The sequence below is a fragment of the Microbispora sp. H10830 genome (genome assembly GCF_014161375.1).
Classification (GTDB): domain Bacteria; phylum Actinomycetota; class Actinomycetes; order Streptosporangiales; family Streptosporangiaceae; genus Microbispora; species Microbispora catharanthi.
In genome coordinates this window covers 1-17,580 of the sequence record NZ_JABBWX010000008.1, presented here as the reverse complement: position 1 = coordinate 17,580, position 17,580 = coordinate 1, and the positions used below count along the sequence as shown (strand labels likewise).

The 17,580-nt window shown below is 69.9% G+C and carries 15 protein-coding genes and 1 riboswitch; of the genes, 8 read left to right on the top strand and 7 right to left on the bottom strand.

Annotated features, from left to right (window positions below; all coding sequences use genetic code 11):
• Positions 1–179: 179 nt before the first annotated feature.
• The gene (locus HHX35_RS20755; RefSeq protein ID WP_182900431.1) at positions 180–920 is read left to right on the top strand and encodes a GbsR/MarR family transcriptional regulator; all 741 of its coding nucleotides are present in this window, start codon (positions 180–182) and stop codon (positions 918–920) included.
• 129 nt (positions 921–1,049) lie between these two features.
• A complete protein-coding gene (locus HHX35_RS20750; RefSeq protein ID WP_079315164.1) occupies positions 1,050–1,343 on the top strand; it encodes a Dabb family protein in 294 nt (97 codons plus the stop codon).
• Between the two features lie 5 nt (positions 1,344–1,348).
• On the opposite strand, the gene HHX35_RS20745 is transcribed toward HHX35_RS20750, so the two are convergent.
• Positions 1,349–1,804: a MarR family winged helix-turn-helix transcriptional regulator gene (locus HHX35_RS20745; RefSeq protein WP_182900430.1), complete on the bottom strand. Its 456-nt coding sequence runs from the start codon at positions 1,802–1,804 to the stop codon at positions 1,349–1,351.
• Positions 1,805–1,938: 134 nt separating this feature from the next.
• Between HHX35_RS20745 and HHX35_RS20740 the strand changes: the two genes are divergently transcribed.
• Positions 1,939–3,102 carry an MFS transporter gene (locus HHX35_RS20740; RefSeq protein ID WP_182900429.1) on the top strand — a complete coding sequence of 388 codons (1,164 nt, stop codon included), beginning with the start codon at positions 1,939–1,941 and terminating at the stop codon, positions 3,100–3,102.
• A gap of 405 nt (positions 3,103–3,507) precedes the next feature.
• A complete protein-coding gene (locus tag HHX35_RS20735) occupies positions 3,508–5,019 on the top strand; it encodes a sodium:solute symporter family protein (protein ID WP_182900428.1) in 1,512 nt (503 codons plus the stop codon).
• Between the two features lie 166 nt (positions 5,020–5,185).
• Here the strand turns inward: HHX35_RS20735 and HHX35_RS20730 are convergent, their stop codons facing one another.
• The gene (locus HHX35_RS20730; protein WP_139579768.1) at positions 5,186–7,009 is read right to left on the bottom strand and encodes an acyl-CoA dehydrogenase; all 1,824 of its coding nucleotides are present in this window, start codon (positions 7,007–7,009) and stop codon (positions 5,186–5,188) included.
• Positions 7,010–7,155: 146 nt separating this feature from the next.
• A riboswitch (guanidine-III (ykkC-III) riboswitch) is annotated at positions 7,156–7,228 on the top strand.
• A gap of 5 nt (positions 7,229–7,233) precedes the next feature.
• Between HHX35_RS20730 and HHX35_RS20725 the strand changes: the two genes are divergently transcribed.
• On the top strand, positions 7,234–7,479 hold the full coding sequence (locus HHX35_RS20725) for a hypothetical protein (protein ID WP_182900427.1): 246 nt from the start codon (positions 7,234–7,236) through the stop codon (positions 7,477–7,479).
• A gap of 41 nt (positions 7,480–7,520) precedes the next feature.
• On the top strand, positions 7,521–7,904 hold the full coding sequence (locus HHX35_RS20720; RefSeq protein ID WP_139579770.1) for a VOC family protein: 384 nt from the start codon (positions 7,521–7,523) through the stop codon (positions 7,902–7,904).
• A gap of 3 nt (positions 7,905–7,907) precedes the next feature.
• Here the strand turns inward: HHX35_RS20720 and HHX35_RS20715 are convergent, their stop codons facing one another.
• Positions 7,908–8,357 (bottom strand): hypothetical protein, encoded by a 450-nt coding sequence (locus tag HHX35_RS20715; RefSeq protein WP_182900426.1) that lies wholly within the window; start codon positions 8,355–8,357, stop codon positions 7,908–7,910.
• Positions 8,358–8,443: 86 nt separating this feature from the next.
• Between HHX35_RS20715 and HHX35_RS20710 the strand changes: the two genes are divergently transcribed.
• Positions 8,444–8,890, top strand: coding sequence for a GNAT family N-acetyltransferase (locus HHX35_RS20710; RefSeq protein ID WP_182900425.1), 447 nt, complete (start codon positions 8,444–8,446; stop codon positions 8,888–8,890).
• On the opposite strand, the gene HHX35_RS20705 is transcribed toward HHX35_RS20710, so the two are convergent.
• Both HHX35_RS20705 and HHX35_RS20700 read right to left on the bottom strand, forming a co-directional pair.
• Positions 8,861–10,906, bottom strand: a complete 2,046-nt coding sequence (locus HHX35_RS20705; protein WP_182900424.1) for a molybdopterin-dependent oxidoreductase — start codon at positions 10,904–10,906, stop codon at positions 8,861–8,863. The genes HHX35_RS20710 and HHX35_RS20705 overlap by 30 nt on opposite strands.
• 35 nt (positions 10,907–10,941) lie before the next feature.
• A complete protein-coding gene (locus HHX35_RS20700; protein WP_182900423.1) occupies positions 10,942–11,379 on the bottom strand; it encodes an RpiB/LacA/LacB family sugar-phosphate isomerase in 438 nt (145 codons plus the stop codon).
• A gap of 49 nt (positions 11,380–11,428) precedes the next feature.
• Here HHX35_RS20700 and HHX35_RS20695 point away from each other — a divergent pair, with 49 nt between their 5' ends.
• A complete protein-coding gene (locus HHX35_RS20695) occupies positions 11,429–13,834 on the top strand; it encodes a lysylphosphatidylglycerol synthase transmembrane domain-containing protein (protein WP_310739197.1) in 2,406 nt (801 codons plus the stop codon).
• Between the two features lie 211 nt (positions 13,835–14,045).
• Here the strand turns inward: HHX35_RS20695 and mgrA are convergent, their stop codons facing one another.
• Together mgrA and HHX35_RS20685 are read right to left on the bottom strand one after the other, a co-directional pair.
• Complete coding sequence (gene mgrA, locus HHX35_RS20690; protein WP_182900421.1) at positions 14,046–15,071, bottom strand: L-glyceraldehyde 3-phosphate reductase; 1,026 nt, start codon at positions 15,069–15,071, stop codon at positions 14,046–14,048.
• On the bottom strand, positions 15,068–17,113 hold the full coding sequence (locus tag HHX35_RS20685) for a S9 family peptidase (RefSeq protein ID WP_182900686.1): 2,046 nt from the start codon (positions 17,111–17,113) through the stop codon (positions 15,068–15,070). Before HHX35_RS20685 ends, mgrA begins: the two co-directional genes overlap by 4 nt.
• Positions 17,114–17,580: the final 467 nt, after the last annotated feature.

Sequence of the window (17,580 nt, the reverse complement as noted above, 5' to 3'; positions counted from 1 at the left end):
GCAAAGCGAGCAGATGGCGGCTGCTGTAGAGGGGTATTAGGGCGTTCCATTGCAATGACTATGAAACTGAATGCAACGAGCGGCCAGGTGTGCATTGCAATGACCTCAGAGTGAATGCATACTGTGCGGCATGCGGGCGCCGAGCTCCGCACATGCCGGCAGACAGGAGACGAGCACCCATGCCCGGAGGCAGACTCACCGACGAGGACCGTCAGCACATCGCTGCGGGGCTGGCCGAGGGGCTCGGATACGCGGAGATCGGCCGGCGTCTGGGGCGGCCCGCCTCGACCGTCATGCGGGAGGTCACCCGCAACGGCGGGCCCGACGATTACGGGGCGGAGCGGGCGCACGAGGCCACGCGGCACCGCGCGCGCCGGCACAAACGGGCTCAGCCTCCGGCGCCGCCGATCCCCGACAGCGGCCATGGGCGCGACCCCCAAGCGGTGCAGGACTTCACGGAGTCCTTCATCGCCCTCCTCGTTCAGCAGGGGCTGCCCCGGATGGAGGCCAGGGTGCTGGCCTGCCTGTACGTCACCGACTCCGGCACTCTCACCGCCGCCGACCTGGTCCAGCGGCTTCACGTCAGCCCTGCCTCGATCTCGCACGCCGTCGCCTTCCTGGAACAGCAGGGGATGCTCAGGCGGGAACGGGTTCCCGGCGCGCGGCGCGAGCGCTATGTCATCGACGATGAGATCTGGCTTCGGTCGATCCTCGCGTCTCTGCGGATGAACGAGGTCCTGGCGGCCGCATCGCGGCGCGGAGCGGAGATCCTCGGGGCCGCGACCCCGGCGGGCGGGCGCTTCGAATCCTCCGCCGAACTCCTGTCCCTCGTGAGCGAGGCCTTCCGGCAGGTCCTGGAGCAGTGGCAGAGCCCGGCCGCCCGGAGCGCTCCCCGGCCGGTGCGAACGCCTGGCGACTGACACACGCTTCGGCTGACGGGCCGGCGCGAACAGGCACCGCGCCTGCGCCTTCGCCATCGATGATGAGAGGATGAGCGCCGTGAAGAGCGCGGCCGGCCGGCCGCGTGCGTCTCATCCCAGGGGGAGTGCATGTTCCGCCACGTCGTGCTGCTGAAGTGGACCGAGGACGCCACCGAGGAGCAGCGGGCCGAGGTGGCCAGGCGGCTGGGCGGGCTGCCGGACGTCATCCCCGAGTTGCGCTCCTACCAGATCGGCCCGGACGCGGGCGTCAACCAGGGCAACTTCTCCTTCGGCGTGGTCGCCGACTTCGACTCCCCCGAGGACTACGTCGTCTACCGCGACCACCCGGCCCACCGGGCGGTGATCGACGAGTGCATCACGCCGATCCTCGCCGCCCGCGCGGCCGTGCAGTACGTCCTCTAGGTTCGCTACTGCGCATGCAGTGATTCGACCGCTTCGACCAGAGGGGCGAGCCGGGGATTCCGGGCTGCCTGGTCGAGGGCTTCCCGCAGGGCGGCGTCGTTCGTGGGCCGGGCCTCGGCGAGCAGCGCCAGGCCCGCGGGGCTGACGTCGGTGTAGATCCCGCGGCGGTCGGTGGGGCACAGGTAGCGGGTGAGCAGTCCCCGCTCTTCGAGCCGGGTCACCAGGCGTGTCGTCGCGCTCTGGCTGAGCACCACGGCGTCGGCGACCTGCTTCATCTGCAGATGGCCCCCGGGGCCGTCGTGCTGCCGGCTGAGCGTCTCCAGCAGGGAGTATTCCCGCACGCTCAGGCCGTGTTCGCTCTGCAGGGCGCGCTCGATGTGCGCCTCGATCCTCTCGTGCAGCAGGGAGAGCGCGCACCAGCCCTGCGCGAGCGCGGTGAGGGCGGGATCGGCGGTCGTCATCGACTCTCCCTCCGTTCGCGTGTGACTCAGACGAGGATACTCCACTCCTGCAATAGCCCGCGTTTGCAAGTATCAAGCGTCTGCAACTATTGTCTGCGCCTGTTACTTGCTCCTGCAATCGTTGGGGGACGTTCATGCCTCTCGCACTCGTAGCCCTCGCCATCGGGGCCTTCGGGATCGGGACCACCGAGTTCGTGATCACGGGGTTGCTTCCGCAGGTGGCGTCCGACCTCGGGGTCTCCATCCCGACCGTCGGCCTGCTCGTCACGGGCTACGCCCTGGGCGTGGTCGTCGGCGCCCCGCCGATGACCGTGCTGGGGACGACCATGTCCCGCAAGCGCGTGCTGATGCTGCTGATGACGCTGTTCATCGCCGGCAACCTGCTCTCGGCCCTCGCGCCGGGCTTCGGAGTGATGCTGGCCGGCCGAGTGGTCGCCTCGCTGGCGCACGGCGCGTTCTTCGGCATCGGTTCCGTGGTCGCGGCCGAACTGGTCGCCCCGCACCGCAGGGCCGGGGCGATCGCCCTGATGTTCACCGGTCTGACCGTGGCCAACGTCGTCGGCGTACCCCTGGGCACCCTGGTCGGCCAGGTCGCCGGTTGGCGGACCACCTTCGCCGTCGTCGCCGGGCTCGGCGCCGTCGGCCTGATCGGCATCGCCGCGCTCGTGCCCGAGATGCCGCGCCCCCAGGGCGTACGCCTGCGTCACGAAGTGGCCGCACTCCGCGACGTCCAGGTGTTGCTGGCGATGGGCATGACCGTGCTCGGGTTCGGCGGCGTCTTCGCGGCCATCACGTACATCGCGCCCATGATGGTCCGGGTCGCGGGCTATCCCGAAGGGGCGGTCACCTGGCTCCTGGTCCTCTTCGGCCTCGGCATGGTCGCCGGCAACCTCGTCGGCGGAAGGTTCGCCGACCGCGCGCTGATGCCGATGCTGTACGTCTCGCTGGGCGCCCTCGCGGTCGTCCTCGCCGCCTTCACGCTGACCGCGCACAGCAAGATCCTGGCCGCGGTGACCGTCGCCCTGATCGGGGCGCTCGGCTTCGCCACCGTGCCGCCGCTGCAGAAGCGCGTGCTCGACCTGGCCCACGGCGCGCCGACGCTGGCCTCGGCCGTGAACATCGGCGCCTTCAACCTCGGCAACGCCCTGAGCTCCTGGCTCGGCGGCCTCGTCATCGCGGCGGGCCTGGGCTACACCGCGCCCAACTGGGTGGGCGCCCTCCTCACCGCCTCCGCGCTCGTGCTCGCCGCCCTCTCGGCCGCCCTCGAACGCCGCTCCGCGGTGGTCGCGGCCGTCTGACCTTCTCTCTTGTTCGCTGGGCCTTTCACACTTCCGGGCATGCTCACGCGAGGGGCGGGGGCGGCGCCCCTCGTCCTCCCGCTCGCGCACGTGCCCTGCCGGACGATCACCGGTGCCAGGCGGTGACGGGTCCGTTGTGTGCCGCTTGCTGGAATCTCATTTCGCCGCACACTTTCACCCCCCACCCCGTGCGAGATCAAGGCCGTTCCTGATAACGATTCAGATACGCGAAGCCGGTTCATGAGTATGAACGTGCTGTGACCTGCATCACGGCCTCGATCCGCTCTCTCGTACGCCCGTGACCTGCGAACCCGCCATTGACGGCGGGAGGGGGGCGGGCGCATCGTAACGAGGCCAGGCGGTTGTCGGTCCGGGTGCCGCCGTTCACCCGGAGGTACGACGCGCGTGAACCCATTGGACTGGTTCGTTCTGGGCGCCTATTTCATCGTCATGGTGGCGATCGGCGTCTACTCGCACCGGCGTATCGGCAACATCAGTGACTTCTTCACCGCCGGGGGCAAGATGCCCTGGTGGCTGGCCGGCATCTCGCACCACATGTCCGGCTACAGCGCCGTCATGTTCACCGGGTACGCAGGCATCGCCTACCTCTATGGCGCCACCTCGTACGTCACCTGGGCCTTCCCGATCGCGATCGGCATCGCGATCGGCTCGGTGCTGTTCGCCCCGAGGCTGAACCGGATCCGGTCGAAGCTCAGGGTCAGCTCGCCGCTGGAGTTCCTCGCCAAGCGGTACAACGTGCCGACCCAGCAGGCGCTCGCCTGGTCCGGCGGCCTGCTGAAGATCGTGGACGTCGGCGCCAAGTGGGCCGCGATCGCCACGCTGCTGTCGACGTTCACCGGGCTGTCGCTCAACCAGGGCATCCTGATCACCGGCGTCGTCACCGCCGTCTACTGCACGGTCGGCGGCCTGTGGGCCGACGCGCTCACCGACTTCGGGCAGTTCGTCATCCAGCTCCTCGCCGGCGTCGTCATGCTGTTCGCCGTCCTCGCCAAGCTCGGCGGCATCAGCGCGGTGGGGGACATGTGGGACCGGCTGCCGCCCGAGCACGCGCAGCCGCTGAACGGCCCGTTCACCGTGACGTTCCTGCTCGCGTTCCTGTTCGTCAAGACGTTCGAGTACAACGGCGGCATGTGGAACCAGGCCCAGCGCTACATGGCCGCGCCGTCGGCGGCGCAGGCGGCCCGCGGCGCCCGGCTGTCGGCCGTGCTGTGGGCGATCTGGCCGCTGCTGCTGTTCTTCCCGATGTGGGCCGCGCCGCTGCTGGTCCACGCGACCAAGCCGGACGCGAGCGACTCCTACGCGCTGCTGACCACCCAGCTCATCCCGCACGGCCTGCTCGGCCTGGTGATCGCCGGCTTCTTCTCGCACACGATGGCGATGGCCTCCTCCGACGCCAACGCGATCGCCTCGGTCTTCACCCGCGACGTGATCCCGGTGCTGTCCCGCGCGGCGCGGGCCTGGGACACCAGGGCCGCCCTGGTCGCGGCCCGGGTCACCACGGTGGCGTTCATCGCGCTGTCGATGACCGTGGCCACCCAGGTCAACAGCCCGGTGCTGAAGGACATCATCACGGTCGTCATCAAATGGGTGGCCGGGCTCATGGGCCCGATCTCGATCCCGCTGCTGCTCGGCATGCTGCCGCTGTTCCGCAGGTCCGGCCCGACGGCCGCGCTGGTCTCGTGGGCGGCCGGCCTGTTCGTCTTCTGGCTCACCAACTACGGCATGAGCGACGTCTCGACCGCCGTGGCGACGGCCGCGCCGGTGGCCACCTCGCTGGTGCTTTTCACGATCATCGGCTTCATCCGCCCGGAGAACACCCCCGAGCGCGAGGAACTGCTCCAGACCGTCAACACCGACGAGGACAGCGCCGCCCGGCCGCTTCCGACGTCCGCCTGAGGACGTGCGTCCGCCCGAGGATGTGCCTCCGCCTGGGGGTGTGCCTCCCCTGACCGCCGCACCGCTTCCCGCGTTCACCTGACCGGCCCGGGAGCGGTGCGGCCCAGAAACGCGGTACGGCCGCCGCACCGTTACGTGGGCGGCGGCCGTACCGAACCAGAACAGATCAGAAGGACTCTTCCGGCAGTTCCATGAGGTCCTGGCCGGTGGCGGCGAGCACGCGGCGCTCGGCGGCCACGCGCGGCAGCACGGTCTGCGCGAAGAACGAGGCCGCCGCGATCTTGCCCGTGTAGAACGCCTTGTCCTCCTCCGAGGCGGACAGGGCGTTCAGCGCGATCTCGGCCTGGCGCAGCAGCAGCCAGCCCAGCACCAGGTCGCCCAGCGCCATGAGGAAGCGGGTGGTGTTGAGGCCGACCTTGTAGACCTCCTGCGGCGTCTCCATGGAGGCGATCGCCCAGCCGGCCATCGTGTCGGCCATGGCCTTGACCTCGTCGGCCGCCTCGTCGAGCAGGCCGCGCTCGACCTTCAGCCGCCCGTTGCCCGCCTCAGAGGCGGCGAACGCCTTGATCTCGCCGAGCAGCGACCCCAGCGCCGCGCCCTGGTTCTTCAGGACCTTGCGGAAGAACAGGTCCTGGCCCTGGATCGCGGTCGTGCCCTCGTACAGCGAGTCGATCTTCGAGTCGCGGATGTACTGCTCGATCGGGTAGTCCTGGAGGAAGCCCGAGCCGCCGAGCGTCTGCAGCGAGCGGGCCAGCAGCTCGTACGACCGCTCGGAGCCGACGCCCTTGACCAGCGGGAGCAGCAGGTCGTTGAGCGCCTCGGCGGCCTCGTCGCGGCGGCCCTCGAACTCCGCGATCTGGATCTGGTCCTGGATCGTCGCCGTGTAGATGACCAGCGCCCGCATCGCCTCGGCGTACGACTTCTGCAGCATGAGCTCGCGGCGTACGTCGGGGTGGTGGGTGATCGTCACGCGCGGGGCGGTCTTGTCGCCCGAGCGGGTGAGGTCGGCGCCCTGGACGCGGTTCTTCGCGAAGTCCAGCGCGTTGAGATAGCCGGTGGACAGCGTGGCGATGGCCTTGGCGCCCACCATCATGCGGGCGTGCTCGATCACCATGAACATCTGCCGGATGCCGTCGTGCGCGTCGCCGACCAGGTAACCGATGGCGGGGTGCTTCTCGCCGAGCGTGAGCTCGCAGGTCGTGGAGACCTTCAGGCCCATCTTCTTCTCGACGTTGGTGACGTACACGCCGTTGCGCTCGCCCAGCTCGCCGGTCTCCAGGTCCACCAGGTACTTCGGCACGAGGAACATCGACAGGCCCTTGGTGCCGGGCTTGGCGCCCTCGGGCCGGGCCAGCACGAGGTGGAAGATGTTCTCGGCCATGTCGTGCTCGGCGCTGGTGATGAAGCGCTTGACGCCCTCGATGTGCCAGGTGCCGTCGGGCTGCTGGACCGCCTTCGTGCGGCCCGCGCCCACGTCGGAGCCGGCGTCGGGCTCGGTCAGCACCATGGTCGCGCCCCAGCGCCGCTCGACGGCCATCTCGGCGAACCGCTTCTGCTCCGGGGTGCCGAGCTCGAACAGCAGGTGGGCGAAGGCCGGGCCGCAGGCGAACATCCACACGGCGGGGTTGGCGCCGAGCACCATCTCGGCCATGGCCCACACCAGGCTGCGCGGGGCGGGCGTGCCGCCGAGCTCCGGCTGCAACTCCAGGCGCCACCACTCGGCGTCTACCCAGGCCTGGTAGGAGCGCTTGAAGCTCTCCGGCATGGTCACGCTGTGGGTGGCGGGGTCGAAGACGGGCGGGTGGCGGTCGGCGTCCTCGAACGAGTCGGCGATGGGGCCGGCGGCGAGCCGGTTCACCTCATCCAGCACGCTTCGCGCGGTGTCCTCGTCCACCTCGGCGAACGGGCCGGTGCCGAGGATCTCGCTGCGCCCGAACACCTCGAAGAGGTTGAACTCCAGGTCGCGGAGGTTGCTCTTGTAGTGACCCATCTGTGTGCGCTCCTAGAACCGAACCCGGGGGTAACGTACTGGTCGGTAACTCTAAACGAATGCTACCCGCGAGTAACCCGCGATATCCATGGTCTGCGCCACAGTTCGCACGGATTGGTTAGGTGCGACCGGTATGGTCACATGATGTGAGGGTCGTGATCCGCGGCCCTCCCGGACGAGGTGCCCTCCGTACCCGGACCAGCGAAGACGGTGGGCGGAAGGACATGGACCAAGTTCTGCAGATCGCCGGCGCCGTCCTCATCCTCGGCGCGTTCCTGCTCTCCCAGATGAACGTCCTGGACAACCGTTCGAAGATCTACCTCACGCTCAACCTCGTCGGCTCCGCGGTGCTCGCGTGGCTCGCGTACGCGGACGACGACTGGGGATTCCTGCTGCTGGAGGGGGTCTGGGCCATCGTGTCCGCGGTGGGTCTCGTCCAGTCCCTGCGGCCGCGCCGGACGGCAACGTAACCTGCTTGACAGCTTTACCGGTGTCGCGATTGGCTGGGCGCATGATGGAGATCCACACGATGACGATCGACTGCGCCCGGCCGTACGAGCTGGCCCAGTGGTGGAGCGAGGCCCTGGGCTGGCCGCTCGTCGACTCGGAGCCGGAGGACGACGAGGTCATGCTGGACCGTCCGGACGGCCCTCCGCACCTGCTTTTCATCCAGGTGCCCGAGGGCAAGACGGTCAAGAACCGCCTGCACCTCGACGTCGTCCCCTCGGGGGAGCGCACCCGCGACCAGGAGGTGGAGCGGCTGCTCGCGCTCGGGGCCAAGCCGTACGAGGACCACCGCACCCCGGAGGGCACCGGCTGGGTCACTCTCCTCGACCCCGAGGGCAACGAGTTCTGCGTCTGCCGCGGCGAGTACGAGCGTGCCGCCTCCGCGTGAGGTTTAGGAGCTCTTGGCCCGGCCGCGCATCGAGAACGTGAGAACGGTGGTGATCAGCAGCACGAGCGCGCCGCCCCACAGCGCGTCCCAGGCCGAGCCGAAGACGCCCTCGTGGTCGATGACGAGCTGCACCGGGTACATGAGGGCCGCCGCGCCGAGGCCCGGGTAGAGCGAGAAGCGCCAGGGGTGGCGCAGCGCCCACAGGCGGGCCTGCCGGGTCACCCGGTCGCCGACGTCCGGCTTGGAGATCGCGCCGATCGCCGCGACGAGGGCGAACACGGTGATCCCCGCGCACAGGGCCCAGGTCAGGTCGGCCGGGCCGGGCAGGATGACGCCCAGGAGGAAGCTCGTGGCCGCGACCGCCCCACCGGACGTCGCCGCGGCTCGCCAGGGCGCGCCGCGCAGGGCCGCGCCGGCCAAGGACATCTCGTCCATGCGGGTCAGTTCGTTCATGACTACAGCGTGCCTTTCCGGGCGTTTCTCCGGCATCGGGGAAGTCCCTGAGCCGCCCCTGACGCCACCCGGTTAGGCTCCCCGGCATGTCGCTGCACTTCCGTACGGCCCGGCGTGAGGACGTCCCCGTCATCGTGGCCATGATCAACGAGGACCCGATCACCGCCGCCCGCCCGTCTTCCGGGGATCCGGACTACTACGCCGCCTTCGATGCGGTGGACGCCGACCCGCGCAACGAGTTGATCGTCGTGGAGTCCGACGGCGACGCGGTCGGGACCATGCAGATCACCTACATTCCCGGGCTGTCGCGGCGGGGTGGTGAGCGCGCGCTGATCGAGGCGGTCAGGGTCGCCGTGCCGCACCGCAACCGGGGGATCGGCCGGGAGATGATGCGGTGGGCGGTCGAGCGGGCCCGGGAGCGAGGCTGCGCGCTGGTGCAGCTCACCTCCGACAAGGCCCGCACCGAGGCCCACCGCTTCTACGGCTCGCTCGGCTTCACGGCCTCACACGAGGGGTTCAAGCTCCTCCTCTGACAGCGGGGCGACGTCGACGAAGTTGTCGTGGTAGACCGGGCCCCGGCCCATGTCGGCGTCCCGCTCGTCGACCAGCGCGTTGGGGTTGGCGCCCGCCGACAGCTTCGGCCAGTGGCCCTTCGGCGCCGCCACCACGCCCTGCGCCACCCGGTCGCTGACCTCCACGTACGCCCTGAACTCGCCGTTGCCGTTGAAGACCCGGGCGGCCTGCCCGTCCACGAGCCCCCGGGACGCGGCGTCGGCCGGGTTGACCAGCACCCGCGGGCCCTTCGACCGCTTGCGCAGCTCCGGGTTGTTGGCGAACTGCGTGTTGAGGAACATGTGCGCGGCCGGAGTGATCATGACGAGCGGGTGCGGCCGGTCGGCGGGAGCCGTACGGGCGGTGAACGAGGGGACGTAGCCCGCCACGCGCGGCAGCCCGGCGGCCTCGGCCTTCGCGGAGGCGAACTCCAGCCGCCCGCTCGGCGTCGGGAAGCCCTCCGTGAACGGCACGAACGGGTCGGCCACCGGAAGCCGGGCCCACCCCTGCTTGCGGCACTCCTCCAGCGAGATCCCCGCCTGGGCGAGCGTCTGCCCGGCCAGTTCGAGGTCGCTGTCGTAGAGGGACGGCTCGGTCAGGCCCATCAGCCGGGCGAGCCGGCGGAAGGTCTCGGTCGTGGAGAGGCACTCGCCCGGCGGCTCGACGGCGGGCTCGTTCCACACCATGTACATGTGCCCGTAGCCGTGGTGCACGTCCAGGTGCTCGATCTGCATGGTCGCGGGCAGCACGTAGTCGGCGTAGTCGACGGTGTCGGTCGGGAACTGCTCCATCACCACCGTGAACAGATCCTCCCGCGCCAGCGCCGCCCTGATCCGGTTCTGGTCGGAGGTCGAGCCCAGCGGGTTGGCCGCATAGACCCACAGGCACTTGACCGACTCGTCCAGCCCGTCGGCCAGCCGGGTCATCGTGAGCGTACGCACGGGGTGGGGGAGCAGGTCGTCACGCGGATTGGGGCCCGTGGGGGCGTATCCCGAGGTGGAGTAGGCCACGCCGCCGCCCGGGTGGCGCCAGTCGCCGGTGACGCCGGGGATGCACGCGATCACCCGCATCGCGGCCCCGCCGCCCGCGTGCCGCTGGATGCCCATCGTGGCCCGGATGCCGGTCGGCCGGGTGTGCGCGAGCCGTACGCCGAGGGCGCGGATCCGCTCCTCGGGCAGGCCGGTGATCTCCGCGACCAGCGCCGGCGGATGCCTGCGGATCTCGGCCTCGAACTCGTCCCAGCCGGTCGTGTGCTCCTCGATGTACGCGCGGTCCTCAGCGCCCTCCTCCAGCACGACGTGCAGCAGGCCGAGGGCGAGCGCGGCGTCGGTGCCCGGCCGGATCGGCAGGTGCTCGTCCGCCTGGTCGGCCGTACGCGTGCGGATGGGGTCGATCGCCACGACGTACGCCCCGGCGGCGCGGGCGTCCTGGACGAACTTCCACAGGTGGTGGCCGCTGGTCAGCGTGTTGGTGCCCCACAGCAGGATGAGCCGCGACAACGCGAACGTCTCCGGGTCCATGCCGCCGGGAGTCCCGTTGACGTACCGCAGCCCGTCGTTGCCGGCCCGCGCGCAGATGTTGAGGTCGTGCCGGGACGCGCCGAGGGCGTTCCAGAACCGCCGCCCGGCCTGACCCGACTCGCCCTGGACGTAGCCGAGCGTCCCGGTGCCCTGGTAGGGCCAGATCGCCTCGCCGCCGTGCTCCTCGACGATCGAGGTCAGCTTGGCGGCGATCTCCGACAGGGCCTGGTCCAGGCTGATCCGCTCGAACCGGCCGGATCCCTTCGGCCCCACCCTCTTCAACGGGTGGAGAACACGGTCGGCCGACCGCACCTGCTCCAGGTAGCGGTTGACCTTCACGCACAGCGCCCCGCGCGTGTAGGGGTGGTCGCGGTTGCCGCGCAACCCGACGGCCTCACCGTCGCGTACGGTGACGACCCAGGAGCAGGTGTCGGGGCAGTCGAGCGGGCAGGCGCCGAGGACGGGTAGCGACGTCATGGCATCGACGTTAGCGCGCCCCCCACGGGCGGTCTCTACCGGATTTCCCGCACGTACGCGATGTTCGCGGCGTCCTCGGGGTCGGTGCTCGGCGCCTCGGAGAACCAGGCGTCCAGAATCTCCGTCAGAACCTGCTGGGAGGTGAGGCGGAGACTGAGCGCGAGCACGTCGGCGTCGTTCCACTTGCGGGCGCCCGCGGCGGTGGCGGCGTCGGTGCACAGCGCCGCCCGCACGCCCGCTACCTTGTTTGCCGCTATGGACGCGCCGGTGCCGGTCCAGCAACAGACCACGGCCTGGTCCGCGCGGCCCTCCGCGACGTCCCTCGCCGCGGCGGAGCAGCACCACGCCCAATCGGCCCGGTCGCCGGGGGCCAGTGCTCCATAGAGTGTGACTGAATGGCCGCGCCGTTCCACCTCGGCCACAAGCACCGACGCGATCCCGTCGAGGCTGTCCGAGGCCAGGGATATACGCATGCCGTCAATTGTGGACACCGAGTGCGAAGATCGCACAGAATCGCTGGTGGTGAGAGGCATCAAGGAGCAGGACATAACGCTGGACACTCCTGGCCAAGGAGCTGTCCTCGTCGTCGAGCCTCTGCTGCCGCAGCGGATCCGCCGTCCTTCCGACGCACTGCGGTTCCTGCTCACGCTGCTGGCCCTCGTCGCCGTCACACTGATGGCCCTGGCCCTGCAGCGCACGCTGAACGGCCTGGAGACCGACGTCCAGGCGGGCACCGGCCGCGCCCCCGAGGTGCTGTCGGCCGCCGCCGGGCTGCTGGGCGGCGTCGCCGTGCTGGTCGTCCCGGTCGCGTTCGCCGTCGAGCGGGTCTTCCACCGCGACGGCATGCGGGTCACCCAGGGGCTGATCGCCGCGATCCTCGCCCTGCTGGTGTCGTACGCGCTGGACGAGTGGCTGGTCCAGGCGGGCCCGGCCGACCTGGTGCAGCTGCTCACCGGCGGCAGGGACGTGGAGCCGCTCAACACCGTGCTCACCCCCGCCATCGCGTACGCCACGGCCGTGAGGATGGCGCGGCGCCCGAACTGGCGGGCGCTGATGTGGGTCGCGCTCGCCCTCGACGTGTTCGCGCTCTTCACCGCGACCAAGGTCACCGCCCTCGGCGTGATCCTCACGTACGTCGTCGGCCTCGCCGTCGGGTTCGGCACGCTCTACGGCATCGGCAGCGCGAACACCAGGCCGCCCGGCAGCGCCGTGCTGGCGGCGCTGCGCAGGCTCGGTTTCACGCCGGTCAGCGCCAGGCGGGTGGAGGACGACAGCTCGGGCAGCCGCCGCTACCTGGTCGGCCTCGCCGACGACCGGCGGATCGACGTGACCGTGCTCGACCGGGACCGGCAGGTGGCGGGCGTCCTCTACCGGCTGTGGCGGCGTTTCCTGCTCAACAGCGAGACCCGGCGCAGAGCCATCCGCTCGCTGCGCGCCGAGCTGGAGCGCGAGGCGCTGATGGCGTACGCCGCGCAGGCCGCCGGGGTGCGGCTGCCGCGCCTGCTCGGCACGAGCGAGGTCGGCACCGAGGCCGCGCTGCTCGCCTACGAGCACGTGGACACCCGGCCGGTGAGCGATCTACAGGATGAGGACTTCGACGACGAGCTGCTGGAGCGGATGTGGGAGCAGGTCCGGCTGCTGCACGCGCAGCGCCTGGCCCACCGCCACCTCACCGGCGAGAGCATCCACGTCGACGCCCATCGGAACGTCTACCTCGTGGACGCCCGGAGCGGCGAGATCGCGGCGGGCGACCTGCTGCTGCGGCTCGACATCGCCCAGCTCCTCGCCTACCTCGGCACTCGGGTGGGAGCCGAGCGCTCTGTCGGGTCGGCGGCGAAGGCGCTGGGGGAGAACACGCTGGCCGGGGCGATGCCGCTGCTCCAGCGGATCGCGCTGAGCCGGGACACCCGGACGGCCGCCCGCCGGGACAGGAAGCTCCTGCCCGCAATCCGCGTGCAGATCACCGCGCTGAAGCCGCAGGTCGAGGTCGAGGAGGTGCGGCTCGAACGGTTCCGCCCCCGGACGCTGTTGACGATCATCGTCAGCACGCTCGGCGCCTACTTCCTGCTCTCCCAGCTCAGCCAGGTCAACCTGATCAGCGTGATCACCACGGCGAACTGGGCGTGGAGCGGCGTCGCACTGGTCGCCGGCGCCCTCAGCTACGTCGCGGCGGCGATCATGCTGCGCGGGTTCGTACCCGAGCCGCTGCCGCTCGGCCGCACGGTCCTGGCACAGCTCGCCGCGTCGTTCGTGAAGCTCGTCGCGCCCGCCGCGGTCGGCGGCGTCGCGCTGAACACCCGTTATCTGCAGAAACGAGGCGTCCCGCCGGGGGCGGCGGTGACCAGCGTGGGGGCTTCGCAGCTCATCGGCCTGGCCATGCACATCATGCTGCTGCTGCTGTTCGGCTACCTCACCGGAACGCAGGCCGCGCCGTCCCTCACCCCGTCGCGGGGCCTGCTCGTCGTGTTGCTCGGCGTCGCGGTGCTCTTCCTGATCGTGCTCGCCGTACGGCCGCTTCGCCGCGTGCTGACGACCCGCCTGCGGGCGATGTTCTCGGGGGTGATCCCCCGGCTGCTCGACGTGGTGCAGTCACCCAAGAAGATCGTCGAGGCGGTGGGCGGGACCCTGCTGCTCACCCTCAGCTTCGTGATCTGCCTTGAGGCGTGCGTCCAGGCGTTCGGAGGCAAGGCCAGCTTCACGGCGGTCGCCGTGGTGTTCCTGGCCGGCAACGCCATCGGCTCGGCCGCTCCGACGCCCGGCGGGCTGGGCGCGGTTGAGTACGCCCTGTCGCTCGGCCTGCAGGTCGCCGGCGTGCCGGGCCCCATCGCCACCTCGGCCGTGCTGCTGTTCCGGCTGATGACGTTCTGGCTTCCCGTCCTGCCCGGCTGGGCCTCCTTCGCCTACCTCCAGCGTCAGAACGCCCTCTGAACGTCGGCGGCCGGCTTCGGCGACGCCCGGCCGGGCATCGCCGTCCGCCGGGACAGGCGGTGCGGTGGGGATGAGGCCTCAGGCGCCCGGTGTCTGTGCGCCAGAGCAGAGACACCGGCCATGAGCCCGGGGTCACCAGCCTGGGGTCACGAGCATGGGCCACACGCCGCGGTGCAGGCGCGCCGGCCGGTGCACCGCGGCTCGTGGACGCTCATTCCGCGCTGGAAGCGGCCCAGAGATTGATCCCGCACTCGACCGCGTCCTTGTCGATCGCGTCCAGCTCGTCCTGGGTGAAGTCGAGCCGGTTGATCGCGTCGAGGCTGTCGTCGAGTTGCTCGACGCTGCTCGCGCCGATCAGGACCGACGTCACCCGCGGATCGCGAAGCGCCCAGGCCAGGGCCATCTGCGCCAGCGACTGCCCGCGCTGCCCGGCGATCTCGTTGAGCCGCCGGACATGGCGCAGGCTCTCCTCCGTCAGCAGGGACGGATCGAGCGATTTGCCCTGGGCCGCCCGCGAGTCCTTCGGAACGCCGGCCAGGTAGCGGTCGGTCAGCATGCCCTGTGCCAACGGAGAGAACGCGATGCAGCCGGCGCCCTCCTCCTCCAGCACGTCGAGCAGCCCGTTCTCGATCCACCGGTTGAGCATCGAGTAGGAGGGCTGGTGGATGAGCAACGGAGTGCCCATGTCCCGCAGGATCGCCGCGGCCTGCCGGGTCCGCTCCGGGGAGTAGGACGAGATGCCCGCGTAGAGCGCCTTGCCCGAGCGGACCGCGTGGGCGAGCGCCCCCATGGTCTCCTCCAGGGGCGTCTCCGGATCGAAGCGGTGGCTGTAGAAGATGTCCACGTAGTCGAGGCCCATCCGCTTCAGCGACTGGTCGAGGCTCGCGAGCAGATACTTGCGCGACCCCCAGTTGCCGTACGGGCCGGGCCACATGTCGTACCCCGCCTTGGTGGAGATCACCAGCTCGTCGCGGTACCTGGCGAAGTCCTGCTGGTAGAGGTGCCCGAAGTTGATCTCGGCGGAGCCGTACGGCGGACCGTAGTTGTTGGCGAGGTCGAAGTGGGTGACTCCGCGGTCGAAGGCCCGGCGGAGGATGGCCCGCTGGGTCTCGATCGGCTTGTCGTCGCCGAAGTTGTGCCACAACCCGAGCGACACCGCGGGCAGCCTCAGCCCGCTCCGTCCGGTCCGGTTGTACGGCATGGGCCCATACCGGCCCTCGGCAGCCACATAGCTCACTCGGTCACTCCAACTCGGTCGAGGATCCAGGAGAGCGCGAACGCCTCCTCACGCCAGGCGTCGTAACGGCCGCTGCGGCCTCCGTGGCCGGCGCCCATCTCGGTCTTCAACAGGAACGGGCCGCCCTGCGCGGTGGCACGGAGCCGGGCCATCCACTTGGCCGGCTCGTGGTAGAGCACCCGCGTGTCGTTGAGGCTGGTCGTCGCCAGGATCGGCGGGTAAGGCCGGCCGTCGACGTTCTCGTAGGGCGAGTAGGACTTCATGTACGCGTAGACCTCGGAATCGTGCAGCGGGTTACCCCACTCGTCCCACTCGGTCACCGTGAGCGGCAGCGACGGATCGAGGATCGTGTTCAGCGCGTCCACGAACGGGACCTCGGCGACGATCCCCGCGAACTCCTCCGGCGCCAGGTTGGCGACCGCGCCCACGAGCAGACCGCCGGCCGAGCCGCCCCTGGCGATGATCCTGTCGGACCATCCCTCGGCCTTCAGATGCCGTGCGGACGCCACGAAGTCGGTGAAGCTGTTCTTCTTCCTGGTCAGCTTGCCGTCCTCGTACCACCGGCGGCCCATCTCGCCGCCCCCGCGCACGTGGGCGATCGCGAACACGAACCCCCGGTCCAGCAGCGAGAGCCGGGCCACCGAGAAGTAGGGATCGATGGACGACTCGTAGCTGCCATAGCCGTAAAGCAGGGTGGGGGCGGGCCGGCTCGTGTCCTTCCGGACCACGATCGAGATCGGGATCCTGGTGCCGTCCGGGGCGGTGGCCCACTCGCGGAACTGCTCGTAGTCGGCCGGGTCGTAGCCGCCGAGCACCGCCCTCTGCTTGAGCAGGATCAGCTCGCGGGAGCGCAGGTCGTAGTCGTACACCGACGGCGGAGTGACCATGGACGTGTAGCTGAGACGCAGCCGGCTGGTCTCGAACTCCGCGTTGCCGGTCGGCGCGACGTCGTACAGCGGCTCAGGGAAGGAGATCTCGTAGGGCTCGCCGCCGTCGCCCGGCAGGATCCGGACCCCCGTGAGACCGTCACGGCGGAAGTGGACGCTGACGTAGTCCTTGAAGGCGTCCACGTCGAGCAGCCGCGTGTCGTCCCTGTGCTCGATCAGCGGAGTCCAGCTCCCCGGATCGTCGATGGGGGCGGTGGCGAGCTCGAAGTTCACGGCGCCGTCGTTGTGCAGGACGAGGAAGCGGTCGGCCGCGTGCTCCAGCCCGTACTCCACGCCGGTCTGCCGGGGCCGCACCACCGCGAACTCGCCTTCCGGGGTGTCCGCGTCGAGGACCCGCACCTCGCTGGTGATCTTGCTGCCCGAGGTCAGCACCAGGTAGCGCTGGCTGCGGGTGAGCCCGATGCCCACCCAGAAGCGCTCGTCGTCCTCCTGATGAACGACGACGTCCTCGGTCGAGCCAAGCGTGTGCCGGTGAATCCGGTATGGACGCCACGCCTCGTCCACCGTCGTGTAGAAGAACGTGGAGCCGTCGGCCGACCAGGCGCCGCCGTAGAAGACTCCCGGAATCTCGTCCGGGAGCAGTTCGCCCGTCTTCAGATCCTTGAACCGGAGAGTGAAGCGCTCGTCTCCCGAGAAGTCGGTCGAGTAGGCGAGCTTCGTGCCGTCGGGGCTGACCGCGCTCGTGCCCATGGAGAAGAAGGGGCTGTCACCGGCGAGCTCGTTGCCGTCCAGGATCACCTGTTCGCCCGGGAGAGACGTGCCCGGCTCCAGGTGTGGCGGGCTGTCGCCGTCGGCGGCCACGCGGCACTGGATGCCGTACTGCTTGCCCTCTTCGGTGCGGGAGTAGTACCACCAGGCGCCCTTGCGGGTGGGCACCGACAGGTCCGTCTCCAGGGTCCTGCCCTTGATCTCCTTGAAGATGCTCTCCTGGAGGTCCTGCAGGTGGCCGGTCATCTCCTGGGTGTAGGCGTTCTCCGCCTCCAGGTACGCGATGGTGTCGGGGTCGTCCTTCTTGAGCAGCCACGCATACTCGTCGACCACGGTGTCACCGTGATGCGTGCGCTCCAGGGGAACCTTCTTCGCTACAGGCGGCATGTCGCTCACCCGCCAAAGTCTATGTTCGGCATGGTCCCGCCAAGCCTCCTCGCTGCGGCCTGTGGATAACCCGTGACGGGGAACAAGGGGGCCGCGGCCGGCGCGTCGCGATCCCACCGGCCCCAGGCGTGAGGCGGGCGGAATACATCCGGGACTCCAGGCGTTCGTATCGAGTCGGGTCATGGCGGTGCCGGACCCTGGTAATCTTGTGGTGTCGGCGCGGTTCGGCGCACTCCTCTTCGATCACTTCGGTGGTTGTCTTGTGTGTGCGCGGGTTGATTGCCGGCGGCTCCTCTCGCTTTTCGATCTTCTTGGTTCGGTGGTTTTGCGCCGGGCTGGCGGTTCGGGTAAGTTAGAGGGGTTGCCCCGGAAACGGGGTGGTCGAATTCCTGTCGGTCGGCGGGTTTCGGGTCAAATAAGTCCCGGTGGGGCGGATTTGACACGGAAGAGCCGGTCGGGAAGAATTA